Below are 20,445 nucleotides of genomic sequence, written 5' to 3'. Positions count from 1 at the left end.
CCGGATCGCGGGATCGCACCGACAGGGCTGCGCGGCGCCCGTCCCGCTCTCCCCTCACCCGACATGGATGCCAACCGGGCTGGGCGCCCCGTGCCGCGCCCTCTTCGCCCGACGACGGTCTCCCCTGCCGCACTCTCCACACCCGGCGTCGGCGACAACGCCCCACCGTCCCCGCACTCCCCTCGCCGACGTACGCGCCGACCACGCCGGTCCACCGCTCCCCCTCACCCGGCGCCGGGTGAGCCAACCTCCGCCGACCACGCCGGTTCCCCACTCCCCTCTCCTGTCGATGCGTTCTTGCCCGGTCCCGCGTGAAGCGCGGCCAGTCCGGGCGCCTTCGCCTCAGTCAACACTGAAGCTATCGAGTGATCCGAGTCGAGATGAGGTTTGGAACCCGCGAAAAGCGGCTATGCCGTCCCGAAATGGCTGGTCGCACTCGAACGACCCGACGAGGGAGAGGGGAGGACCGTGGGGATTCCTCATGATCGGGATCCAGGCACTAGGGTGACCCGCCGTGGACGCCCTTCCCGATCCGACAGACGCCCTCTCCGCTGTACCTGTCGCTGGTTCCCGGCGCTCGACGCCGGTGGTGGGGCACCTCAAGTTCTTCTTCGGTCCCATGGACTGCGGCAAGTCGACGCTCGCGTTGCAGATCGACCACAACAACTCGCGTCAGGGCAGGCGCGGCCTGCTGCTGGTGCGGCACGACCGGTCGGGCAGGCCGCAGATCTCCAGTCGCATCGGCATCACGCGCGAGGCCGCGGAGATCCGCGACGACGACCTCCGCGCACTGGTGAGGGCGGAGTGGGCCGAGGGCCGGCGCGTGGACTACCTGATCGTGGACGAGGCGCAGTTCCTCTCCCCCGCCCAGGTCGGGCAGCTGGCGGAGCTCGCGGACGACGTTCAGGTGGACGTGTACTGCTTCGGGCTCGCCACGGACTTCCGCGGCGAGATGTTCCCCGGCTCGCAGCGGCTGTTCGAACTGGCCGACGAGCTCAAGGCGATCCAGGTCGAGGTGCTGTGCTGGTGCGGGGTGCCCGGGCGGTTCAACGCACGGGTGCGGGCCGGCCGGGTGATTCGCGCCGGAGACACGGTTCTGGTCGCCGACACGGCTTCGGACACGGAACAGCACCGATCGGGTACAGAGAGCAACGGTGTAACCGAGGCCACGGAAACTACTATCCGTTACCAGGTGCTCTGCCGGCGTCACTTTAGGTTGGGCGACCTAGGCCCTGACGTCGCACAAAGTGGTCAACTTCGGTTGGCGTAGGCGACTACCCACAGGCCCCACTGGGCCATTAGAGTGATGCATGAGCGCAGGAGCTTGATAACGCGTCACGATCCTGTGGCGATCGCATCCATTAGTAGGAAGCCTTCGTTGACGAGTGAAAGACGTCACTGTGGGCGACCATGAGAGCGAACCGGAAACAAACGGAGCAATCCGGGCGTTGCACACGGTGAGCAAGAAGCCTGGGCCCCGGCCCTGAGCCGAGCGAAAGGACACCGCCATGGCCGACCGCGTTTTGCGTGGAAGCCGGCTCGGAGCAGTCAGCTACGAGACCGACCGCAACCACGATCTCGCTCCGCGCCGGGCAGCGCGGTACGCCTGCCCGAAGGGACACGACTTCGAGGTCCCGTTCTCCGACGACGCCGAGTTGCCGCCGACCTGGGAATGCCGTCTCCACGGCACCGAGTCGAAGATCATCGACGGCGTCGAGCCGGAGGTCAAGAAGATCAAGCCGCCGCGCACGCACTGGGACATGCTCCTGGAGCGCCGGTCGATCCCCGAGCTCGAGGAGCTGCTCGACGAGCGGCTCGAAGAGCTTCGCGGACGCCGTACCCGCACGGCCTGATCCAAGGGCCAGCCAGGTCGCAGACGCTTCAAGCCGTCCCGGTCTCCCGCCGGGGCGGCTTTTTGCGCACCTCTTCCGGGCGTCTAGGAGGCCCGTACGGCCGCTGTGATCAAATTCCGGCCCCACCACACGCCCACGGCCGCCAGCACGGCCCAGATCGACAACGCGACGATCGAGCGCGGCGAGCCGAGATCGCTCAGCGCGTCCCCCAGCACGGCGGCGAGCACGGTCGAGGGCACCAGTCCCAGCGCCGTGCCGAGCGCGAAGTCCCTGCCCCTGACCGACGTGACGCCCGCACCGTAGTTCGCCAGGGCGAAGGGCAGGATCGGCAACAATCTGATCACGAGCGTCGCCTCGACTCCCCGGCGCGCGAAGACCTGTTCGAGCACCGCCAGTCGCTCGCCCAGCCAGCCCTTGACCGTGTCGCGGCCGAGTCCGCGGGCGATCGTGAACGCGATCATCGCGCCCGCCGTGAACCCCGCGATCGCGAGTGCGCTCCCCCACCCCACCCCGAACAGCAGCCCCGCGGCCGTCGCGAGGACCGGTTTCGGGAAGAACACCGCCGTGCCGAGCGCGCACACCGCCACGAACGCGACCGGAGCCGCGCTCCCCGCGCCGTCCACCAGTGCGCGCAGCCGTGCGCCGTCGGGCAGGTCCACGAGTTGTGCCGCTACCGCCAGCGCGACGACGAGCAGCACCAGGAGGATCAGGCCCGCGCGTCGCATCAGCCCAACGTACCGGGCAGGCTGGGGCACATGACCGTGCTGCTCCCCTCCGGCGAGACCGTTCCCGCGCTCGGCATGGGCACCTGGATGATGGCCGAGGATCCCGCAAGGCGCGCCGCCGAGGTCGACGCCCTGCGGACCGGCCTCGACCTCGGGCTGAGCCTGATCGACACCGCCGAGATGTACGGTTCCGGCGCGTCCGAGACGCTCGTGGGCGAGGCGGTGGCCGGTCGGCGCGACGAGGTGTTCCTCGTGTCCAAGGTGCTGCCGTCCAACGCGTCCGCGAAGGGGACGGTCCGGGCGTGCGAGGCGAGCCTGCGGCGTCTGGGCACCGACCGGCTCGACCTGTACCTGCTGCACTGGCGCGGCAGCGTGCCGCTGGCCCAGACCCTGGACGGGTTCTCGGCGCTCCTGGAAGCGGGCAAGATCCGGCACTGGGGCGTCAGCAACTTCGACCTGGCGGACATACGCGAGGTGACGGCGTTGCCGGGCTTCTGCCAGACCAACCAGATCCTCTACAACCTCACCCGCCGCGGCCCCGAGCACGACCTGCTGCCGTGGCACGCCTCCACCGGCATCCCGATCATGGCCTACTCCCCCGTCGAACAGGGCAGGCTGCTCGGCTCCCCCGCGCTCGCCGCCGTGGCTCGGCGGCACGACGCCACTCCTGCCCAGGTCGCGCTGGCGTGGGTGCTGCGGCTGCCTCAGGTCTGCGCGATCCCCAAAGCCGGTTCGGCCTCGCACGTGCGGGAGAACGCCCTGGCGCTGGAACTCCGTCTCACGCCCGAGGATCTCGCCGATCTGGACCGGGCCTTCCCTCCCCCTGCCGGGCCGTCGCCGCTCGCCATGCTTTAGTTCCGGCCGTGAGCTGGACCGACATCGAGACCTGGATCGGCGAGAACTCCCCGGCGCTGTACGCCGTGTTGCTGCCGCCGTCGTCCGCTGTGGACATCGCGGACGCGGAGGAGAGCATCGGCTACGCGCTACCCGCCGAGCTCGTCGCGTGGTGGCGGCACTTCGGTGGCATCGGCGAGACGTACGCGCGCTGGGCCGTCATCCCTCCGATGTGGCAGCCGCACGGCCTCGACAACGCGTTGCGCCTGCGCACGGTGATGATGCAGGCGATCAGCGGCATCGCGTTCCGCACGCTCGGCGAGGAGAAGGACTACGAGGCGGCCGCGCTGCGCGAACCAGCCGGCACGCCGTGCGTGGACATCTGGCTGCCCGCGTGGCTTCCCGTCGCCGCGGACGGGTCCGGGCACGAGCTGTTCGTGGACCTGCGCGGCGGGGACCGGCACGGGTGCGTGATGGAGTGGGACAAGTACAGCGGCGCGGACCGCGATCCGTTGTGGCCCAACGTGACCGCGATGCTCGACGACGCGTTGAGCGCGCTGCGGGGCGAGACCGACCATCGTCTGGTGTTCGAGCGCAACGACTTCCGCTGGGAATGAGACGCGCGTCCCACTCTCACCCGGGCCTCACGTCCGGTTCGGTAGCGTGACTCCCCGGTCTTACCAACCAGACACAAGGAAGCGAGGTGAGCGACACATGCCAGGCGACAGTAGCCGGCGCAGGTCTTTCACCTCGCACGCTCGCAGTTCTGGCGTGTGACGCACACCCCTGCAACACAAGGGGAGTCACACGATGCACGTCTTCGACATGACGCTGCGCATTGCCGAGAGCATGGGCCTCGGCGCGTTGATCGGTTTCGAGCGGCAGTACCGCTCGCGCATGGCAGGCCTGCGCACCAACGCCCTCGTGGCGGTGGGCGCCGCACTGTTCGTTCTGCTGTCCGCACAAGGCTTCGACGGCCAGGGCGACCCCACGCGCGTCGCCGCACAGGTGGTGTCCGGCATCGGGTTCCTCGGCGCGGGCGTGATCCTGCGCGACGGCCTGTCGGTGCGGGGACTCAACACCGCGGCCACGCTGTGGTGCGCGGCCGCGGTGGGGTCACTGGCGGGCGCCGGGCTGCACGTCGTCGCGGCGGCCGGCACGGTGGCGATCATCGCGGTCAACGTCGGCCTGCGGGAGCTGGGCCGGGCCGTCGACCGCAAGGAAGAGGACTAGCGCGGCTGGTACGTCAGGCAGTTCGCGAGGTGGTCACCTTGGCCTGCGCCGACTCGCACACTCTGCGCCGTGCACTCCAGCGAGGCGTTGTGCGTGCAGTCGGTGCGGGAACAGGCACCCACCTGCGCGACGACCTTGTCCAGGCCGCCCTTCGTGCCCAGCGGGATGAACGTGCCGCAGTCGGCGGCGCCGTTGTCCCCGCGCACGGTGATCGCGAAGGCGTGGCAGCCGTCGTGGTTGTAGGAGCAGTCGCTCACGGAGCAATCGTGGACGGCGGGCATCGCCGGGTTCTCGAGGGTGGTCATGTCCGCTCCTGCCGTGGTGGGAAAGGTTCGGTGATTCGGACGATGCCACCACGGCAGAAGGCCCGCAATTCGAGCGGAATTAGGCGAGCCTATCCTTTTGGGATTCCGCCGCGCCTATTTCCGTCAGCCGATCCAGCCACGGATGCGTGGGCAGGCCGAGCAGGATCGCGTCGGCCAGCCACCGTCGTTGCTCCGCGCTGAGCTGCGGCAACGCCGCGTCGAAGTCGGCTTCGTCCTTCGGGCGCGGCGAATTCGCCTTGTAGAACAACTGGATCTCCGGCGCCAGGTACGGGATGCCCGCCGGGCTGACGCGGGTGAGCGTGTCGATCCGTCGGCGCACGCGTGGATCGCGCCGGGAAACCCAGTCTTCGCCGGCGGATTCGTCGAGCATCACCTGAACTCGCCATTGTTCGGACCCGGCCGGACGGCACCAGATGTCGTGCACTTCGGCGGGGAGCAGTTCGCCGGGCCGCCACGGGCGCAGCGTTCCCGGCGGGTCGGCGGCCCACCACTCCCAGCCGGCGAGTGCGCGTTGCGCCGCGAGCTGGTCGCGGCGCAACAGCAGCACGTCGATGTCGGCGTGCGGGCGCACCGGGCGGCCGGCCGCCAGTTCGACGGCGTGGCCGCCCGCGATCCACCAGGGAGCCTCGGTGAAGAGCGCCGCGACCTCGGCCGGGCTCAGCGGCTCCCACGGAAGCTCCGTCAGGTTCACCCGTGGTCGAGAACGCGCCGCAGGAACCGTTGCGTGCGCTCCTCCCGCGGCTCCGCGATCACCTGCGCGGGCGGCCCGCTCTCCACGATCACGCCGCCGTCCAGGAACAGCACCTGGTCCGCGACCTTCTCGGCGAACCGGATCTCGTGCGTCACGATGACCGTCGTCCACCCCTGCGACGCCAGGTCCTTGATGACCGCCAGCACCTCCCCCACCAGTTCGGGGTCGAGTGCGGATGTCGGCTCGTCGAACAGCACGACGCGTGGCTTCAACGCCAACGCACGGGCGATGCCGACGCGTTGCTGCTGGCCGCCGGAGAGCTGGTACGGGTAGGCGTCGGCCTTGTCCGCCAGTCCCACCTGGTCCAGCAGGACCCTGGCCTCCGCCACCACCTCGTCCACCGGGCGTTTCTGGGCGACGACCGGGCCCTCGGTGAGATTCTCGAGGACCGTGCGGTGCGGGAACAGGTTGTGCGACTGGAACACCATGCCGCTCTGTGCGCGCAGGCGCTGGCCCTCGGTGCGGCCCGCCTTGCCCGCGGGCAGTGCCGAGAAGTCGACCGACACGTCGTCGATGCGGACGACGCCGCTGTCCGGCGTGTCGAGGACGTTCAGAGAGCGCAGCAGGGTGGTCTTGCCGGAGCCGGACGGGCCGAGCAGGACGGTGGAAGTACCGCGCGGGGTGGTGAAGTCGATGCCGCGCAGGACGTTCAGCTCACCGAAGGACTTCTTGAGCCCGGTGACCTCGATGCGGATGTCGCTCATGCGATCACGTACCTGTTCAGCCTGGTCTCCAGTCGTTTCTGCCCGGCGGACAACGCCACGCAGATCACCCAGTAGTAGAGCCCCGCGAACGCGTAGAGGGCGAGGAACTCGTTGCTCTCGGCCGCGGCCAGCTGGGACTCGCGGAACAGCTCGGTCAGCAGCACGACCGAGCCGAGGGACGTGTCCTTCAGCAACGACAGCAGCGTGTTGGACAGCGGCGGCACGGCGGTCCTGGCCGCCTGAGGCAGGACGATGCGGCGCAACGTCTGCGCGTAGCCGAAGCCGATCGTGGACGCCGCCTCGAACTGGCCGCGCGGCACGGACAGGATCGCCGAGCGGACGACCTCGGCCGCGTAGCCGGCGACGTTCAGCGAGAACGCCACGACGGCGGCGGTGAAGGGCGGGAACTTCAGGCCTATCTGCGGCAGGCCGTAGAAGACGATGAACAGCTGCAGCAGCAGCGGGGTGCCGCGGATGACCGAGATGAACGCCCGCGCCAGGCCCGACAGCACGCGGTACGGCGAGATCCGGGCGAGGGCCACCAGCAGCGCCAGCGCCAGGCCGATGGCGAACGACAGCGCGGTCAGCGGGATGGTGACCTTGACCAGGCCCACGAACATCGGCCACGCGGTCGAGGCCAGGATGTCCCACGTGCTGCGCGGGCCTCGACCCTGCGACAGGTCCGCCGCACCTCCGTCCTGAACGGACACGTCGGCCTTGAAGTACTTCTGGGAGATGCCGCGCAACGTGCCGTCGGCCTTCAGCGCGTCGATCGCGGTGTTCGCCTGGGTCAGCAGCGCCGAGTCGGCCTTGCGCAGCGCCAGGACCTGCTCGCTGCCGGAGTCGCCCGCGTTGCCGGCGATCTCGACGTCCTTCGAGCCGGTGGACGCGAGGTAGTCGAGCACGGCGATGTTGTCGTTGACGATGGCGTCCACGCGGCCCTGCTGGAGCAGCGCGGCGGCCTGGGCGAAGCCCTCGACGGCCTCCACGTTGGCGCCGGCGTCCTTGGCGACCTTGGCCCAGTTGCTCGTGCTGGACTGGGCGGTGGTCTTGCCGCTCAGGTCGGCGAGCGACTTGATCCGGTCGTCGCCGGTGCGGCGCACGACCACACCGCGCGAGAACGTGTAGGTGCTGGACAGGCCGTACTTCGCGGCCCGTTCCTCGTTGCGCGACACCTGGTTGGCGATCAGGTCGATGCGGCCGGAGTCGAGCGCGGGGAAGATCGCGTCCCACTGCGTCTCGACGAACTCGAGCTTCCACCCGGCCTTCGCGGCGATCGCCTTGACGACCTCGATGTCGTAGCCGGTCAGTTCCTGGCTCTGGGGGTCGTGGAAGGAGAAGGGCGGGTAGGTGCCCTCGGTGCCGACCTTCACCACCGGTGGCTGTTGTTGCGCCATCGCAGGTGCGGGGACGACGATCAACAGCAGCAGGAGCAGCACCGCGCCCCTGAACACTTGTCGCATTCGGGCAGGGTAGAGCGAACAGGGCGACCGGCGCTGATGATCCACTATGCGGGACGAGGTGTACGGCATGGCTGCGGTGACCACCGCCGACGGGCAGTTGGTGTCCTATGTGGACCACGGCGGTGACGGCCCCGCGGTCGTGCTGCTGCACAGCTTCCTGATGGACGTGACGATGTGGGCGCCGCAGGTCAAGGCGCTGGGCGACCGCTACCGGCTGATCGCGATCGACGAGCGCGGCCACGGTGCCACGCCCGCCGACGCGCCGTTCGACCACTGGGACGTCGCCCGCGACACCCTCGCCGTGCTCGACGAGCTCGAGATCGGCCGCGCGGCCGTGATCGGCACCAGTCAGGGCGGGTTCGCGGCGCTGCGGATGGCGTTGCTGGCACCGGAACGGGTCATGGCGCTCGCGCTGCTGGGCACGTCCGGGGAGCCGGAGGACCAGCAGGTCTCCGACGCCTACCAGCAGCTCGCGGAGGTGTGGATCGCGCAGGGACCGGGATCGGTGATCGAGGCCGTCGCGAAGATCTGCCTGGGCGACTACGACCCGTCCGAGTGGACGCCGAAGTGGAGCGAGGTCGAGCCGGAACGGCTGCGGCTCATCATGAACGCCCTGGTCGGCCGTGAAGGCGTGCTGGACCGGGCCGCGCAGATCGAGGCTCCCGCGCTCGTGCTGCACGGCACCGCGGACCTCGCCTATCCCGTCGCGAAGGCCGAGGCCCTGGTCGCGGCGCTGCCCAAGGCCGAGCCGCTGGTCCTCGTCGAGGGTGGCGCGCACTTCCTGAGCCTCACGCACGCCGCCGAGGTGAACCCGCACCTGGAGCGGTTCCTCAGCGCGACCCTCTGACGGCCCACGCCTTGGCGGTCAGCTCGATCGGACCTTCCGCGGGCAGACGGGAGCGGAGCAGGTCGCGCACGGCGGCGAGCTGCTCCGGTGGCAGCGTCGCGGCGTAGGCGGGTGCCGCGCCCGTGCCGCCCAGGAACGGTTCCCATAAGTCCGCGAAGTCCCGGAAGACCGTCGGCACGACGATGCCGGTCACCTGGACGTCGCGCAGACCGGCGCCGGTCCACAACGCGCGCAACGGGTCGGCGCCGCTCACCTCGCTGAACCGCAGGCCCTCGTCGTGCGAGGCGGCAGCAGGGTCGACGTCCTTCGCGGCGTCCCAGAACAGCCGCATCATCTGCATGCCGCTCGTGTAGTCCCACAGGTACGAGCCGACGTACGACCCCGCGCGAGCGAACTCCCCCACCGCCTGGGCCGCGTCGGGCACGAACGTCAGCACGAGGCCGCTGATCACGACGTCGGCGGTGCGTCCACCCAGGTCGGTGGCGTTGCCGACCTCGAAGGTCGCGCCGGGCACGCGCTGCCGGGCGCGTTCCAGAAAACCCTCCGACGGGTCGACGCCGGTGATAGCGGCCGGCTGGGCGTGCGCCAGGACGGTCTCGGTCAGCGCGCCCGTGCCGCAGCCGACGTCGAGCCACGTCCGGCCGGGCGGCGCGTCCAGCCAGCGCAGGAACTCCACCGCGACGGGCCGGCTCCACCGGCCGACGTAGCGCTCGTAGGCGTCACCGAAACCCCACACGCGTTGAAGGTACCCTCCGGGAATAACCGGGGGCTGGTCCGGTTAAGCTAGGTGATACGTCAACTAGCGAGGTCGGGTGTGCTGTGAAGATCGCTGTTCTCGGTGCGGGCCACGTCGGTCCCGTCCTCGCGCGCCTAGCCCTGGCCGCGGGTTACGAGGTGGGCATCGCGGGCTCCGGTGATCCCGCGCGGATCGAGATGATCATCGAGTTCCTCGCGCCGGGTGCCGTCGCGCAGTCCGCCTCCGACGCCGTCGCGGACGCCGATCTCGTCGTGCTGGCCATCCCGTGGCACCGGTTCGCCACGCTCGACCCGCGGCTGTTCGCGGGCAAGGTCGTCGTCGACTCGATGAACCACTGGCCGCCCGCCGCGGAGCCGTTGGGCACGAGCGAGGAAGTGGCGGCGCGGCTGGTGGGCGCGCAGGTCGTCAAGTCCCTCAACCACGTCGCCTACCAGGACATGGAACCCGCCGGAGGCCGCGCCGTCGGCCTGGCCGGTGACTCGCCGGCCGCGCTGCAGGCCGTGGCGGCGTTCCTGGAGCGCGTCGGGTTCGACCCGGTGCCGGTGGGACCGCTGGCCGCGGGACGGCTGCTGGAACCCGGCGGCCCGGTGTTCGGCGTCGCGACTCGCAGGCAGGAATTCGAGAACCTCATCAAGGAGCAGTCATGACCACGTTCGGACTCGACACGTTCGGCGACGTCACCCACGACGCGTCCGGCACCCCGCTGTCGCACGCCCAGACCATCCGCAACCTGGTCGAGCAGGGCGTGCTGGCCGACCAGGTCGGGCTCGACTTCTTCGGCATCGGCGAGCACCACACCCCGGACATGCCGTTGTCGGCGGCCGACGTGGTGCTGGCCGCGATCGCCGCCCGCACCTCGAAGATCCACCTCGGGTCGGCGGTGACGGTGCTCAGCTCGGACGACCCGGTGCGCGTGTACCAGCGGTTCTCGACGCTCAACGCGCTGTCGGACGGCCGCGCGGAGGTCATCCTGGGCCGCGGGTCCAGTGTGGACTCGTTCCCGCTGTTCGGCTACGACCTCGCGGACTACGAGGACCTGTTCGAGGAGAAGACGCACCTGTTCGCCGAGCTGCTCAAGGGCGGCCCGATCACCTGGCAGGGCAAGACCCGGGCGGCGCTGCACGAGCAGGACGTCGTGCCGTTCACCGAGCCGTTCCCGACGTGGATCGGCGTCGGCGGCAGCCCGCAGTCCGTCGTGCGCGCGGCGTCGTACGGGTTCTCGCTGATGCTCGCGATCATCGGCGGCCACCCCGCCCGGTTCGCGCCGTTCTCGGAGCTCTACCTGCACGCGCTGGAGAAGTTCGGCCGCGAGCCGTTGCCGATCGGGATCCACTCCCCCGGCCACGTGGCGCCGACCGACGAGCAGGCGCGCGAGGAGTTCTGGCCGCACTACCTCGACGTGATCGGACGGCTCGGCAAGACGCGCGGGTTCTCCACGCCGACGCCGGAGTCCTACGCGCACGAGGTGGGGCCGCACGGCGCGCTGTTCGTCGGGTCGCCGGAGACCGTCGCGACGAAGATGGCGGCCACCATGAAGAAGCTGGACGCGAGCCGGTTCGACCTGAAGTACGGGATCGGCGGGCTGTCGCACGAGTCGCTGACGCGGACGATCGAGCTGTACGGGACGCAGGTCGTGCCGCTGGTGAAGGACATGCTCGCGTGAGGTGAGGGGGCTGGGGTTCCAGCCCCCTCGTGTCACTTCTTGGACGAGGCGATCTCGCACTCCTTGGCGTGTTCCAGGCCGAGTGAGATCGACGCGGCGTCGTTGTTCGGACCGCCCAGCGCGTAGCTGACGATGGTCGAGCCCGGTTCGTTGAGCACCTCGACGTAGCGGACTCCCTTGCCGCGCAGGCACTGCACGACGCGGTTGGCGAAGTCGACGGCCTCGGGGTTGGTGACGTCCTTCTCCCACGGCGGCAGCGGCGACTTCGACTCGCACGCCTGCAGCGCCTTGTCGAGCTCTTCCTTCGTGGGTTCCGGGCGGCCGCTCCCCTCGGCGGAGCGGCCCTTCTTGTCCAGGCCGAAGCTCGCCAGGCACTGGTCGTAGGGGGCGTTGAGCGCGTCGAAGTCCTCCGGGGTCATGTCGAGGCGTTCGCGGGGCCGTTGCTCCTGGGCGGCCGACGTCGCCGCGGCGCTGCTCGGCGGTGTCGAGATCGAGGCGACCTGGGGCTGGGCCTCGGGCTTTCCGCACGCGGCCAGCAACAGCAGCAGGGCCAGGGTGGCCTTCTTCATCGCGGGATTTCCTTTCGTCACGCGGCGAGCGCCTGCGTCGGGGTGAGCCGGGCGGCGCGGATGGAGGGGTAGAGGCCGGCGGCGGCGCCCACGACGAACGCGGCGAGCACACCGGAGGCCAGGACTTCGAGGGGGATGACGAGCGGCCAGCGGTGCAGGGTCGCGTAGCCCGCGACCCCGAGCGCTCCCAAGGCCGTGCCCGCCAGTCCTCCCAGGCCGGACAGCAGCACGGCTTCGGTGAGGAACTGCGCGCGGATGTGGCCGCGGGTGGCGCCGAGCGCGCGGCGCAGGCCGATCTCGCTGCGGCGTTCGAGCACGGAGATCACCATCGTGTTCGCCACGCCGACGCCGCCGACCAGCAGCGCGACACCCGCGAGCCCCAGGAACAGGGCGCTGTAGGAGCTTTGCGTGGCTCGCTTGGCCGCCAGCGCGTCGGACGGGCGGCTCACCTGGACCAGGCCCGGGATCTCGCCGTGGAGCGTCGCGGGCAGGATCGCGCGGACGTCCTCAATGGACTCCTCGCGGGCCTTCACGTAGACGACGGTCGGGTGGCCGTCGAACCCCAGCTGCGTGCGGGCGGCGTCCCAGCCGACCAGCACCGACCGTTCGATGTCGGGCGCGAGCGGCATCGGGCCCAGGACTCCCGTCACGGTGAACCACTTCTCCCCCACGAACACGGCGGGGTGTTCGCCGACGTCCGGGATGCCCAGCCGTTGGGCGGCGACGTTGCCGAGGACGACGTTCGGGAAGTCCGGTCGTGGCAGGAAGTCTCCGCTCTGGACGTGGCCGTTCACGGCGTCCAGGAGGCCGGGGGTGGCGGCGAGGACGGTGATGTCGGAGCTGTGGCCGGGGTCGAGCAGGTCGTTGCGGCGCACACGGGTGTGGGTGTTGGCGACGGCCGCGGCGGCCGTGACCGGGCCGATGCGCTGGACCATCGCGACGGAGGACTGCGGGAACAGCACCGGGTCGTCCTGGCGTGGGGCGGGCTGGGCGCGCAGGAGGTTGGTGCCGAGGGCGGTCAGTTCGTCGAGCAGGGCCTGCTGGCTGGAGGCCGGGATGCCGGTGACGACCACGACGGTGGCTATGCCCAGGGCGATGCCGAGGGCGGACAGGGCGGCCCGGAGTCGGCGGGTGCGCATGCCCAGCGAGCCGAGGGACAGGAGGTCGACGGGTGAGAGACGGGTCATCGCTCGGCCCTCGGGAACCGCACGGTCTCGGCTGCCTGGTCCCCGGTGTCCGCGATGATCCGCCCATCCCGCAATTCCACTCGACGTGGCAACGAGGCGGCGATGTCCCGGTCGTGCGTGATCAGCGCGATGGTCGTCCCCTGGCGGTTGAGCTCCCGCAGCAACTCCAGCACGGCGAGCCCGTTCGCGGTGTCCAGGGCCCCGGTCGGCTCGTCGGCCAGAACCAGCGCCGGGTTGTTCACCACGGCGCGGGCGATGGCGACGCGCTGGCGTTCGCCGCCGGAGAGTTCGGACGGGCGGTGGTCGGCGCGGTGCCCCAGGCCAACGCGGTTCAGCGCCTCCACAGCGAGCGGGCGGCGGTCCTTGTGCCTCACGCCCGCATAGAGCAGGCCGGTGGCGACGTTCTCCGTGGCGGTGAGGCCGTCGGACAGGTGGAACTGCTGGAACACGAACCCCAGCCGGCTGCCGCGCAGCGCGGACAGGCGGCGGTCCGGGAGGCGGGAGACGTCCTGGCCGTCGATCTCGACCGTGCCGGACGAGGGCAGGTCCAGGGTGCCGACGAGGTGCAGCAGCGTGGACTTGCCGGAGCCGGACGGGCCCACGATCGCGAGCAGCTCACCCGCGGCGACCTGCAACGACACTTCGTCGAGAGCCGTCACGCCGCCGGGGTAGCGCTTGGTCACCGAGCGCAGGGCGAGTACCGGGGTCATTGGGCCGTCACCACTTCCAGGCCGTCGGTGACGCCGTCGCCGGAGATCTCGACCTTGTCCTGCGAGTAGAGGCCTGTTCGGACGGCCTTCAAGCCGCCGGAAGGCAACTGGATCGCGTAGCCGCCCTCTTTCAGCGCCACGAGCGCCGCCAGCGGGACGGTCAGCACGCCAGTGCGGCTTTCGGTCGTGATCGTGAGGCGGACGGGAGCGGTGTCCAGGTCCTCGACGTCCGCCGGGTTGTCCGGGGTGACCACGACGTCGGTCTTCGGGCCACCGCCGCCGTTCTCCGCGGTGGTGGCCACCTGCTTCACCGAGGTGACCTTGGCGGGGACGGCGCGGTTGTCCGGGCGCACGATCGTGACCGGCAGGTCCGTCTTCAGCACGCCCGCCTCGGAGACCGGCACCTGCACCGAGACCAGGCGGGTCGTGGGCGTGACCTCGAAGAGTTCCTCCGTGGCGGGCTCGCCGAGTTGGGCCTTCACGGTGCCGACGCGCATCGGGCGGTCCAGGACGAGCACGCGGCCGGGGGCCAGGACGCCGGACTGGTCGACGCCGAGGGCCTTCTGCCACTTCTTCAGGGCGTCGACCACGCGCGGGGTGAGTTCGGCCTTGGCGGCGTCGTTGGGACGGGTGCCGACCGAGTAGCCGAGAGCGGCGAGGTTGTCCATCACCACAGCGACGTCCGAGCCCTTGAGGCCGGGGGTGTCGAGGGCGCGGAACAACGGGGTCGCGCCGAAGAACACGACGACGGGCTGGTCGTCGACGCGGTAGAGCTCCTTGCCCAGTTCGGTGGTCTGGCCGGTCGCCGGGAGCTTCGTGACGGTGCCCGCGGCACCCTTGACAGGACGGGCGACGCCGAAGCCCAGCTGGGCCTGGAGCGTGCGGGTGTTCGTGAGGTCTCCCTTTCGCACGGTCGTGGTCTTCACCGCTGGTGGCGGGGCCGCGGCGGGCTCTGGTGGCCGGGCTCGCACCACCAGCACCACGGCGATGGCGACCACGACGAGCACGGTGGCCGCGATGACTGTCCTGCGCATGCTGTGGATCTTCGGAGGCACTTGTGAGGATCCTGTGTCGAACCGGTGATCGCCGTGAGGGCGTCCTTATGATCGGCCGGTGAGCGCTCTCATCCTGGTCGCGGAGGACGACGAGAACCAGGCCGAGCTGGTGCGCCGGTACCTGGAGCAGGACCATCACCGCGTGCTCGTCGTCCACGACGGACGGGACGCGCTCGACGTGGTCCGCGATCGGCAGCCGGCGTTGGTGGTGCTCGACCTGATGCTGCCGGGACTGGGCGGGCTGGACGTGTGCCGGGCGTTGCGGGCCGGGTCGGACGTGCTGGTGCTGATGCTGACGGCGCGGTCCACTGAGGACGATCTGCTGCACGGGCTCGGGATCGGCGCGGACGACTACATGACCAAGCCGTTCAGCCCGCGCGAGCTGGTGGCGCGGGTGCGGACGTTGCTGCGGCGGGTGCCCGCGGAGAAGCCGGCACCGGTGCTGGAGGTCGGGCCGATCGTGGTCGACCAGCCGCGGCACGAGGTGCGGGTGCGCGGCGAACTGGTCGAGTGCACGCCGGGCGAGTTCGGGCTGCTGGAGGTGCTGGCGTCCGAAGTGGACAGGGTGTTCAGCCGCGAGCAGTTGCTGGAGCGGATGCACGGCATCGACAGCTTCCTGACCACGCGCACGATCGACACGCACGTGAAGAACCTGCGGCGCAAGATCGAGACCGACCCGCGGGTGCCCGCCCACCTCGTCACCGTCTACGGCATCGGCTACAAGCTCACGGCCGGACGCGCTGATGCGCCGTAGCGTCTTCACGCGGCTGCTCGTGGTCGTGGTGCTGATCGCGGTCTGCTCGATCGCCGCGACGGCGTGGCTGGCGACGCAGCTGACCAAGGCGTCGATCGCCCGTGAACAGGGCCGCGAGCTGGCGTCGGACAACACGATCTACACGACTCTGCTCGCCTACGCTGCCGGGCACCGCGACTGGTCCGAAGTGGACGGTTACGTCGAGTCGCTGATGACCGAGCACCCCGGCCGGCGCCTCGTGCTCGTCACCAAGGACGGCCGCACGGTCACCGATCGCGGCGGGGACGGCGGCGAGTTGCCGGCCAAGGCGGCGGCCGTGGTGGATCCGCTGGCGGTCGACCCGGTGCTGGTGCCGGGCGCGCCCGCGGACCGGATCGACAAGCGCGTGCTCGGGCCGTTCCGCACGCCGATCGACTTCCGCGACCGCGAGGACCCCACCGGATCGCTGTTCTGCCTGCGGATGGTCAAGAAGGAGCAGACGCGGCTGGACTGCCGGGAGCGGGACCTGCCGTTCGACACCGCGGCCGACTTCTACGCGTTGCTGGACCTGGAGGACCTGGTCGCCACCTGCCTGGCGCGCCGGTCGCTCCCGCCGGTCGACCTCGATCCCGACTACACGCCGGCGCTCAAGCAGTCCACGGGCGTGCCGCCGCCGGACGAGCCCGCCGTCGCCGCCTGTGTGGCCGCGTCGCGGAAAGAGCAGCTCACGCCGTACGTGGCGCCGCCGGTCCTGCTGTACCTGACGAACCCGACGGGCACGCCGACGACCGCGATCTCGTTGTCGGGCAACGGCTGGCAGGTCGTGGGGGCCGCGGCGGCGGTGCTGCTGGCGGCGATCGGGGTGGCGGCGTTCGCGGGAGCGCGGATCACCCGGCCGCTGCGGGCGTTGACGGCGGCCGCCCAGCACATGTCCGGCGGGGGCGACATCCCGCCGGTGCCGGTGCGCGGGCAGGACGAGATCGCGGGGCTGACCAGGGCGTTCAACACGATGGCCGCCACCAGGGCGCAGGTCGAGCAGGCGCGCAAGGCGATGGTCAGCGACGTCGCCCACGAGCTGCGGACGCCGTTGAGCAACATCCGGGGCTGGCTGGAGGCGGCCGAGGACGGGGTGAGCGACCTCGATCCGGCGCTGATCACGTTGCTGCTCAAGGAGGCGCTGGTCCTCCAGCACGTCGTGGACGACCTCCAGGACCTCGCGGTGGCCGACGCGGGCTCCCTGCGCCTGACGCTCGAACGGGTGAACGTCGCCAGCGCGTTGGAACAGGTCCAAGCGGCGCACGACGTTCGTGCCACGCAGGCGGGCGTCACGCTGGCGGTGTCCGCGGACGCCTCGCTGACCGTGCGGGCCGATGCGCTGCGGTTGCGGCAGATCCTGGACAACCTCGTCGCGAACGCGCTGCGCTACGTGCCCGCCGGAGGGTCGGTGGCGGTCGAGGCCGCGGCAGAGGACGGCGAGATCGTGTTCACGGTGACCGACACCGGTTCGGGCATCTCGGCGGACGATCTGCCGCACGTGTTCGACCGGTTCTGGCGCGCGGACAAGTCCCGCAGCCGCACCACGGGCGGCAGCGGGCTGGGTCTCGCGATCGTCCGCAAGCTCGTCGAGGCGCACGGCGGTACGGTCGGTGTGACCAGCACAACAGGTGTCGGAACCACGTTCCGCGTCCGATTGCCGGAACTCAGCTGATACACCCAGCGTTAGTTCGCTGGAGAGGAAACCGGTGATTGTTCCCATGCCCACGAGCGCGCCCCGTCGCACGGGCTCGTTCGTACTGACCGAAGACGTGACCGTCCGGGTGACCGGGCAGGCGCGCACCGCGGCCGCGATGCTGCGCGAGCACATCTTCCGGCAGACCGGCTACCTGCTGGCGGAGTCGCCCGACGGCATGCTGATGGTGTCGCACGACCCGGCGATGCGCGGGCTCGGCCCCGAGGGGTACGCGCTGCTGGTCAGCAACGACGCGGTGATGCTGCGCGCGGGCACCCAGGCGGGGCTGCGGCACGGCGTGCAGTCGTTCCGGCAGCTGATGACCCGCGACGCGACGGTCCGCGCGGCCGACCTGCGCGACTCCCCCGCGTTCGCGTGGCGCGGTGTGTCGAGCGCGCTGCTGCCGCCCGCCGAGATGCGCAAGGCCATCGACCGGATGGCCGCCTACAAGCTCAACGTCCTGCACGTCTTCCCGGAAGGCGATCCGGACGCGTTGCGCGACCTCGTCGAGTACGGCCGCGATCACGGCATCACGGTCGTGCCCGAACTGAGCCCGGCGACGATCGAGTTGCTGGAGCTGTTCCCGAGCCGCTGGGTGCACATCGGTACCGCCAAGCTGACGACCAGGTTCGCCGGTTTGCTGGAGCGGCACGGCAAACTGCCGGTGCGCTGGCACGACGGCAGCACGGACGTCCTGGGCCCGCACGGCAAGCTCGCCGAGGGGGACGACGGGCTGCGCGCCGTCGCGACCGCGGGCTGGGTCGGCGGCCTGCGCACGACCTCGGCCGTGGCGCCCGCCTGGTAGCCGTTCACAGTCGTGGTGTGACCGCAGGTCAGACGGGGCCCGCGGTTCACATGTTTATCTTTGGCCTGCGGTGAACATGTCCATTCGCTGTTGTCGCACCGCGATCACCTGGTTCGGCGCAGTGATCACGTGCGATCGTGGTCGCTGTGCGGACCTCTTCGAAGTTCCGGCCGATCCATCCGTTCCGGTTGCTGCTCATCGACGACGACCGGGAGCTGGTGGAACTGCTCGCCGCGGTGTTGCGCGGCGAGGGATATGACGTCGACGTCGCCTTCGACGGACAGCGCGGACTGCATCTCGCGCTCACCCGGCCCTACGACGTGGTGGTGATCGACCGCGCGCTACCGGTGATCGACGGCCTGGACCTGTTGTCCCGGTTGCGTTCCCGGTCCGTGCGGACGCAGGCGCTGATGCTCACCGCGATGGGGTCGGTGCACGATCGGATCGACGGCCTCGACGCGGGCGCGGACGACTACCTGACCAAGCCGTTCGACCTGCGCGAGCTGACCGCTCGACTGCGGGCGCTGTGCCGGCGGGCCGCCGAACTGGCCGCGGTGCTGCGCATCGGCGCCGGCCGCCTGGAGCTCGAACAACACCTGGTCGTGCTGCCCGACGGCGAGAAAGTACCGCTCACCACCAGGGAGTTCGCGCTGCTGCGGGTGCTCGCCACGCATCCCGAGACCGTGCACACGCGGGCGGCGTTGCGGCGCACGGTGTTCTGCGACGCACCCTCTCAATCCATTGTGGACACTTACGTGCACTACCTGCGTTCGAAGGTGGGACGTTCGGTCGTGCAGACGGTTCAGGGCATCGGCTATCGGTTGGGGGCTCTGTGAGGTCGTGGGTGCAGGCGGAACGTGCGGAGGTCCGGCGCGCGCGGTTGCGGGTCAGCGTGCTGGTGGGTCTGGCGATCACGCTGATGATCACGTTCGTGGGGGTGATCGCGTACGTCGTGATGGTGCACGCGCAGGAGACCCAGGTGTCGCGCGAACTCCGCTACAACGCCCAGTACGGCGTGCCGGGCATCGCGCCCCGGTGCGCGTGGGTGTTCGTGCTGGAGGACGGCGTGCTGCACCTGGGTCCGCTGGAGGTGCCGGGCGGGTTCCCCCTGCGCTCTGACATCGATGCCGTGCACGCGTCCGGCGCGCCCGTGTCCCGTGACGTGACCGCCAACGACACCGAGTACGTCGTGCTCACCGCTCCCGGCGCGAACGGCACGACGGTGCAGTCGGTGTTCGACATGCGCTACCAGCTCTCCGACCGCTCGCACCTGGTGCAGGCACTGGCGATCGCGCTGGTGGCCGGCCTGCTCGTCGCGGCGCTGATCGGCCTGGGCGTCAGCCGCCGCACCGTGGGCCCGTGGGCGGAGGCGCTGGCGAGACAACGCCGGTTCGTCACCGACGCGAGCCACGAACTGCGCACCCCGATCGCCCGCGCCTACCTGCGCGCCCAGCTCCTCGCGGCCGCCGCGGACCTGCCCGACGACCAGCGCACCAACCTCGACGCACTCGCCCGGTCGATCCGCGGCCTGGCCGACGTCGTGGACGACCTGCTGGCGTCCGCGCAGCTCCACCAGCGCCTCGATGGCAGACCCGTCGACCTGGCCGACGTCGCGGAGGCCGCGGTGGTGGGCGAGACCGAACGGGCCGCCGAGCGCCGGATCACCCTGTCGCTGGACCATCCCGGGCATCCGGTGGTGGTGAGCGGGATCGAGACCGGGTTGCGGCGGGCCGTGGACGAGCTGCTGGCCAACGCCGTCCGGCACACGCCTGAGGGTGGGCGGATCGCGGTGCGCGTGGGGGTGGTCGGCGGGCAGGTGGAGCTGGTGGTGGAGGACAACGGGGCGGGGTTCGAGCCGGGTGAGGCGTCGCGGTTGTTCGACCGGTTCCATCGCGGGGCCGGTGAAGGGCGGTTCGGGCTGGGGTTGTCGCTGGTGCGGGAGATCGTGACCGGGCACGGCGGGACCGTGGAGGCGGTGGGGCGGCCTGGGCTGGGGGCGCGGTTCACGTTGCGGATTCCGGTGTCGGAGCGGGACGTGGTGGCGGTGCGGGAGCGGATCACCACCGCCTGGCGGTGAGTCCGGCTCTCACCACTGCCCGACGATCACCGCCACTTGGCCGCGGGTCTGGCACTCACCTCTGCCCGACGTTCACCAGCGCCTGGCCGCGGGTCTGGCACTCACCTCTGCCCGACGTTCACCAGCGCCTGGCCGCGGGTCTGGCACTCAGCACTGCCCGACGATCACCGCCACTTGGCCGCGGGTCTGGCACTCAGCACTGCCCGACGATCACCACCACTTGGCCGCGGGTCTGGCACTCAGCACTGCCCGACGATCACCACCACTTGGCCGCGGGTCTGGCACTCAGCACTGCCCGACGATCACCACCGCCTGACCGTGTGCGCGCCTCGTGAAGGGCCACGTCGCGACGGACGGCTGGTGGCTCCCGCCCGCCGACAGCAGGCGGGAGCCACCACCACGGCCGGCCGCCACCGCCGACCGC

Annotated in this window: 22 protein-coding genes and 1 pseudogene; 13 read left to right on the top strand and 10 right to left on the bottom strand. The window is 70.7% G+C overall.

Features of this window, described 5'->3' with window-relative positions:
• The first annotated feature begins 514 nt into the window (after positions 1-514).
• Positions 515-1,270: a thymidine kinase gene (locus tag ACH413_RS05370; RefSeq protein ID WP_360036333.1), complete on the top strand. Its 756-nt coding sequence runs from the start codon at positions 515-517 to the stop codon at positions 1,268-1,270.
• A gap of 238 nt (positions 1,271-1,508) precedes the next feature.
• Complete coding sequence (locus ACH413_RS05365; protein ID WP_065919117.1) at positions 1,509-1,853, top strand: RNA polymerase-binding protein RbpA; 345 nt, start codon at positions 1,509-1,511, stop codon at positions 1,851-1,853.
• 83 nt (positions 1,854-1,936) lie between these two features.
• Here the strand turns inward: ACH413_RS05365 and ACH413_RS05360 are convergent, their stop codons facing one another.
• Positions 1,937-2,578: a TVP38/TMEM64 family protein gene (locus ACH413_RS05360; protein WP_360036329.1), complete on the bottom strand. Its 642-nt coding sequence runs from the start codon at positions 2,576-2,578 to the stop codon at positions 1,937-1,939.
• Positions 2,579-2,608: 30 nt separating this feature from the next.
• On the opposite strand from ACH413_RS05360, the gene ACH413_RS05355 reads away from it, so the two are divergent.
• The 3 genes and pseudogenes from ACH413_RS05355 to ACH413_RS05345 form a co-directional block, all read left to right on the top strand.
• A complete protein-coding gene (locus tag ACH413_RS05355) occupies positions 2,609-3,433 on the top strand; it encodes an aldo/keto reductase (protein ID WP_360036327.1) in 825 nt (274 codons plus the stop codon).
• Between the two features lie 8 nt (positions 3,434-3,441).
• Entirely contained in the window at positions 3,442-4,029 is a 588-nt protein-coding gene (locus ACH413_RS05350) for an SMI1/KNR4 family protein (protein WP_360036324.1), read from the top strand.
• 193 nt (positions 4,030-4,222) lie between these two features.
• Positions 4,223-4,639: pseudogene (locus ACH413_RS05345) on the top strand (MgtC/SapB family protein); the annotation flags it as partial.
• A 2-nt stretch (positions 4,640-4,641) separates the two neighbouring features.
• Here ACH413_RS05345 and ACH413_RS05340 read toward each other — a convergent pair.
• The 4 genes from ACH413_RS05340 to ACH413_RS05325 form a co-directional block, all read right to left on the bottom strand.
• Entirely contained in the window at positions 4,642-4,950 is a 309-nt protein-coding gene (locus tag ACH413_RS05340; protein WP_360036321.1) for a DUF1540 domain-containing protein, read from the bottom strand.
• Between the two features lie 79 nt (positions 4,951-5,029).
• Positions 5,030-5,662 (bottom strand): nucleotidyltransferase domain-containing protein, encoded by a 633-nt coding sequence (locus ACH413_RS05335; protein ID WP_360036319.1) that lies wholly within the window; start codon positions 5,660-5,662, stop codon positions 5,030-5,032.
• Positions 5,659-6,426, bottom strand: a complete 768-nt coding sequence (locus ACH413_RS05330) for an amino acid ABC transporter ATP-binding protein (protein WP_360036316.1) — start codon at positions 6,424-6,426, stop codon at positions 5,659-5,661. The genes ACH413_RS05335 and ACH413_RS05330 overlap by 4 nt, the downstream gene beginning before the upstream one ends.
• Complete coding sequence (locus ACH413_RS05325; RefSeq protein ID WP_360036313.1) at positions 6,423-7,889, bottom strand: ABC transporter substrate-binding protein/permease; 1,467 nt, start codon at positions 7,887-7,889, stop codon at positions 6,423-6,425. Before ACH413_RS05325 ends, ACH413_RS05330 begins: the two co-directional genes overlap by 4 nt.
• A gap of 67 nt (positions 7,890-7,956) precedes the next feature.
• Here ACH413_RS05325 and ACH413_RS05320 point away from each other — a divergent pair, with 67 nt between their 5' ends.
• Positions 7,957-8,736, top strand: coding sequence for an alpha/beta fold hydrolase (locus tag ACH413_RS05320; RefSeq protein WP_360036310.1), 780 nt, complete (start codon positions 7,957-7,959; stop codon positions 8,734-8,736).
• On the opposite strand, the gene ACH413_RS05315 is transcribed toward ACH413_RS05320, so the two are convergent.
• Entirely contained in the window at positions 8,720-9,472 is a 753-nt protein-coding gene (locus ACH413_RS05315) for a class I SAM-dependent methyltransferase (protein WP_360036307.1), read from the bottom strand. The genes ACH413_RS05320 and ACH413_RS05315 overlap by 17 nt on opposite strands.
• Before the next feature lie 83 nt (positions 9,473-9,555).
• Between ACH413_RS05315 and ACH413_RS05310 the strand changes: the two genes are divergently transcribed.
• Both ACH413_RS05310 and ACH413_RS05305 read left to right on the top strand, forming a co-directional pair.
• Positions 9,556-10,140: an NAD(P)-binding domain-containing protein gene (locus tag ACH413_RS05310; protein ID WP_360036304.1), complete on the top strand. Its 585-nt coding sequence runs from the start codon at positions 9,556-9,558 to the stop codon at positions 10,138-10,140.
• The gene (locus ACH413_RS05305) at positions 10,137-11,156 is read left to right on the top strand and encodes an LLM class flavin-dependent oxidoreductase (RefSeq protein ID WP_360036301.1); all 1,020 of its coding nucleotides are present in this window, start codon (positions 10,137-10,139) and stop codon (positions 11,154-11,156) included. The genes ACH413_RS05310 and ACH413_RS05305 overlap by 4 nt, the downstream gene beginning before the upstream one ends.
• Positions 11,157-11,188: 32 nt before the next feature.
• Here ACH413_RS05305 and ACH413_RS05300 read toward each other — a convergent pair whose 3' ends face one another.
• Genes ACH413_RS05300 through ACH413_RS05285 form a run of 4 tightly spaced genes read right to left on the bottom strand, consistent with a single transcriptional unit; the run spans position 11,189 to position 14,656 of the window.
• Positions 11,189-11,725 (bottom strand): hypothetical protein, encoded by a 537-nt coding sequence (locus tag ACH413_RS05300; protein ID WP_360036298.1) that lies wholly within the window; start codon positions 11,723-11,725, stop codon positions 11,189-11,191.
• A gap of 17 nt (positions 11,726-11,742) precedes the next feature.
• Positions 11,743-12,912, bottom strand: a complete 1,170-nt coding sequence (locus ACH413_RS05295) for an ABC transporter permease (protein WP_360036295.1) — start codon at positions 12,910-12,912, stop codon at positions 11,743-11,745.
• Positions 12,909-13,622, bottom strand: coding sequence for an ABC transporter ATP-binding protein (locus ACH413_RS05290; protein WP_360036292.1), 714 nt, complete (start codon positions 13,620-13,622; stop codon positions 12,909-12,911). The genes ACH413_RS05295 and ACH413_RS05290 overlap by 4 nt, the downstream gene beginning before the upstream one ends.
• Entirely contained in the window at positions 13,619-14,656 is a 1,038-nt protein-coding gene (locus tag ACH413_RS05285) for a peptidoglycan-binding protein (protein WP_360036289.1), read from the bottom strand. Before ACH413_RS05285 ends, ACH413_RS05290 begins: the two co-directional genes overlap by 4 nt.
• Before the next feature lie 79 nt (positions 14,657-14,735).
• Here ACH413_RS05285 and ACH413_RS05280 point away from each other — a divergent pair, with 79 nt between their 5' ends.
• The 5 genes from ACH413_RS05280 (at position 14,736) to ACH413_RS05260 (ending at position 20,021) form a co-directional block, all read left to right on the top strand.
• A complete protein-coding gene (locus ACH413_RS05280) occupies positions 14,736-15,431 on the top strand; it encodes a response regulator transcription factor (RefSeq protein ID WP_360036286.1) in 696 nt (231 codons plus the stop codon).
• Positions 15,421-17,118 carry an ATP-binding protein gene (locus ACH413_RS05275; RefSeq protein ID WP_360036283.1) on the top strand — a complete coding sequence of 566 codons (1,698 nt, stop codon included), beginning with the start codon at positions 15,421-15,423 and terminating at the stop codon, positions 17,116-17,118. Before ACH413_RS05280 ends, ACH413_RS05275 begins: the two co-directional genes overlap by 11 nt.
• On the top strand, positions 17,075-17,944 hold the full coding sequence (locus tag ACH413_RS05270) for a glycoside hydrolase family 20 zincin-like fold domain-containing protein (RefSeq protein WP_360036280.1): 870 nt from the start codon (positions 17,075-17,077) through the stop codon (positions 17,942-17,944). The genes ACH413_RS05275 and ACH413_RS05270 overlap by 44 nt, the downstream gene beginning before the upstream one ends.
• A 146-nt stretch (positions 17,945-18,090) precedes the next feature.
• On the top strand, positions 18,091-18,780 hold the full coding sequence (locus ACH413_RS05265) for a response regulator transcription factor (RefSeq protein WP_360036277.1): 690 nt from the start codon (positions 18,091-18,093) through the stop codon (positions 18,778-18,780).
• 8 nt (positions 18,781-18,788) lie between these two features.
• Positions 18,789-20,021, top strand: a complete 1,233-nt coding sequence (locus tag ACH413_RS05260; RefSeq protein WP_360036274.1) for a HAMP domain-containing sensor histidine kinase — start codon at positions 18,789-18,791, stop codon at positions 20,019-20,021.
• The last annotated feature ends 424 nt before the right edge of the window (positions 20,022-20,445 follow it).

It is taken from the genome of Lentzea sp. NPDC020367, from assembly GCF_044387305.1.
GTDB lineage: Bacteria > Actinomycetota > Actinomycetes > Mycobacteriales > Pseudonocardiaceae > Lentzea.
The sequence above is the reverse complement of the archived record's forward strand: the minus strand, read 5'-3'. Positions and strand labels throughout refer to the sequence as shown.

Excerpts from the sequence above, each read along its gene's own strand:
- ACH413_RS05365 (WP_065919117.1), top strand. The coding sequence starts at position 1,509 with ATGGCCGACCGCGTTTTGCGTGGAAGCCGGCTCGGAGCAGTCAGCTAC.
- ACH413_RS05360 (WP_360036329.1), bottom strand. The coding sequence starts at position 2,578 with ATGCGACGCGCGGGCCTGATCCTCCTGGTGCTGCTCGTCGTCGCGCTG.
- ACH413_RS05355 (WP_360036327.1), top strand. The coding sequence starts at position 2,609 with ATGACCGTGCTGCTCCCCTCCGGCGAGACCGTTCCCGCGCTCGGCATG.
- ACH413_RS05340 (WP_360036321.1), bottom strand. The coding sequence starts at position 4,950 with ATGACCACCCTCGAGAACCCGGCGATGCCCGCCGTCCACGATTGCTCC.
- ACH413_RS05330 (WP_360036316.1), bottom strand. The coding sequence starts at position 6,426 with ATGAGCGACATCCGCATCGAGGTCACCGGGCTCAAGAAGTCCTTCGGT.
- ACH413_RS05325 (WP_360036313.1), bottom strand. The coding sequence starts at position 7,889 with ATGCGACAAGTGTTCAGGGGCGCGGTGCTGCTCCTGCTGCTGTTGATC.
- ACH413_RS05320 (WP_360036310.1), top strand. The coding sequence starts at position 7,957 with ATGGCTGCGGTGACCACCGCCGACGGGCAGTTGGTGTCCTATGTGGAC.
- ACH413_RS05305 (WP_360036301.1), top strand. The coding sequence starts at position 10,137 with ATGACCACGTTCGGACTCGACACGTTCGGCGACGTCACCCACGACGCG.
- ACH413_RS05300 (WP_360036298.1), bottom strand. The coding sequence starts at position 11,725 with ATGAAGAAGGCCACCCTGGCCCTGCTGCTGTTGCTGGCCGCGTGCGGA.
- ACH413_RS05295 (WP_360036295.1), bottom strand. The coding sequence starts at position 12,912 with ATGACCCGTCTCTCACCCGTCGACCTCCTGTCCCTCGGCTCGCTGGGC.
- ACH413_RS05290 (WP_360036292.1), bottom strand. The coding sequence starts at position 13,622 with ATGACCCCGGTACTCGCCCTGCGCTCGGTGACCAAGCGCTACCCCGGC.
- ACH413_RS05285 (WP_360036289.1), bottom strand. The coding sequence starts at position 14,656 with ATGCGCAGGACAGTCATCGCGGCCACCGTGCTCGTCGTGGTCGCCATC.
- ACH413_RS05275 (WP_360036283.1), top strand. The coding sequence starts at position 15,421 with ATGCGCCGTAGCGTCTTCACGCGGCTGCTCGTGGTCGTGGTGCTGATC.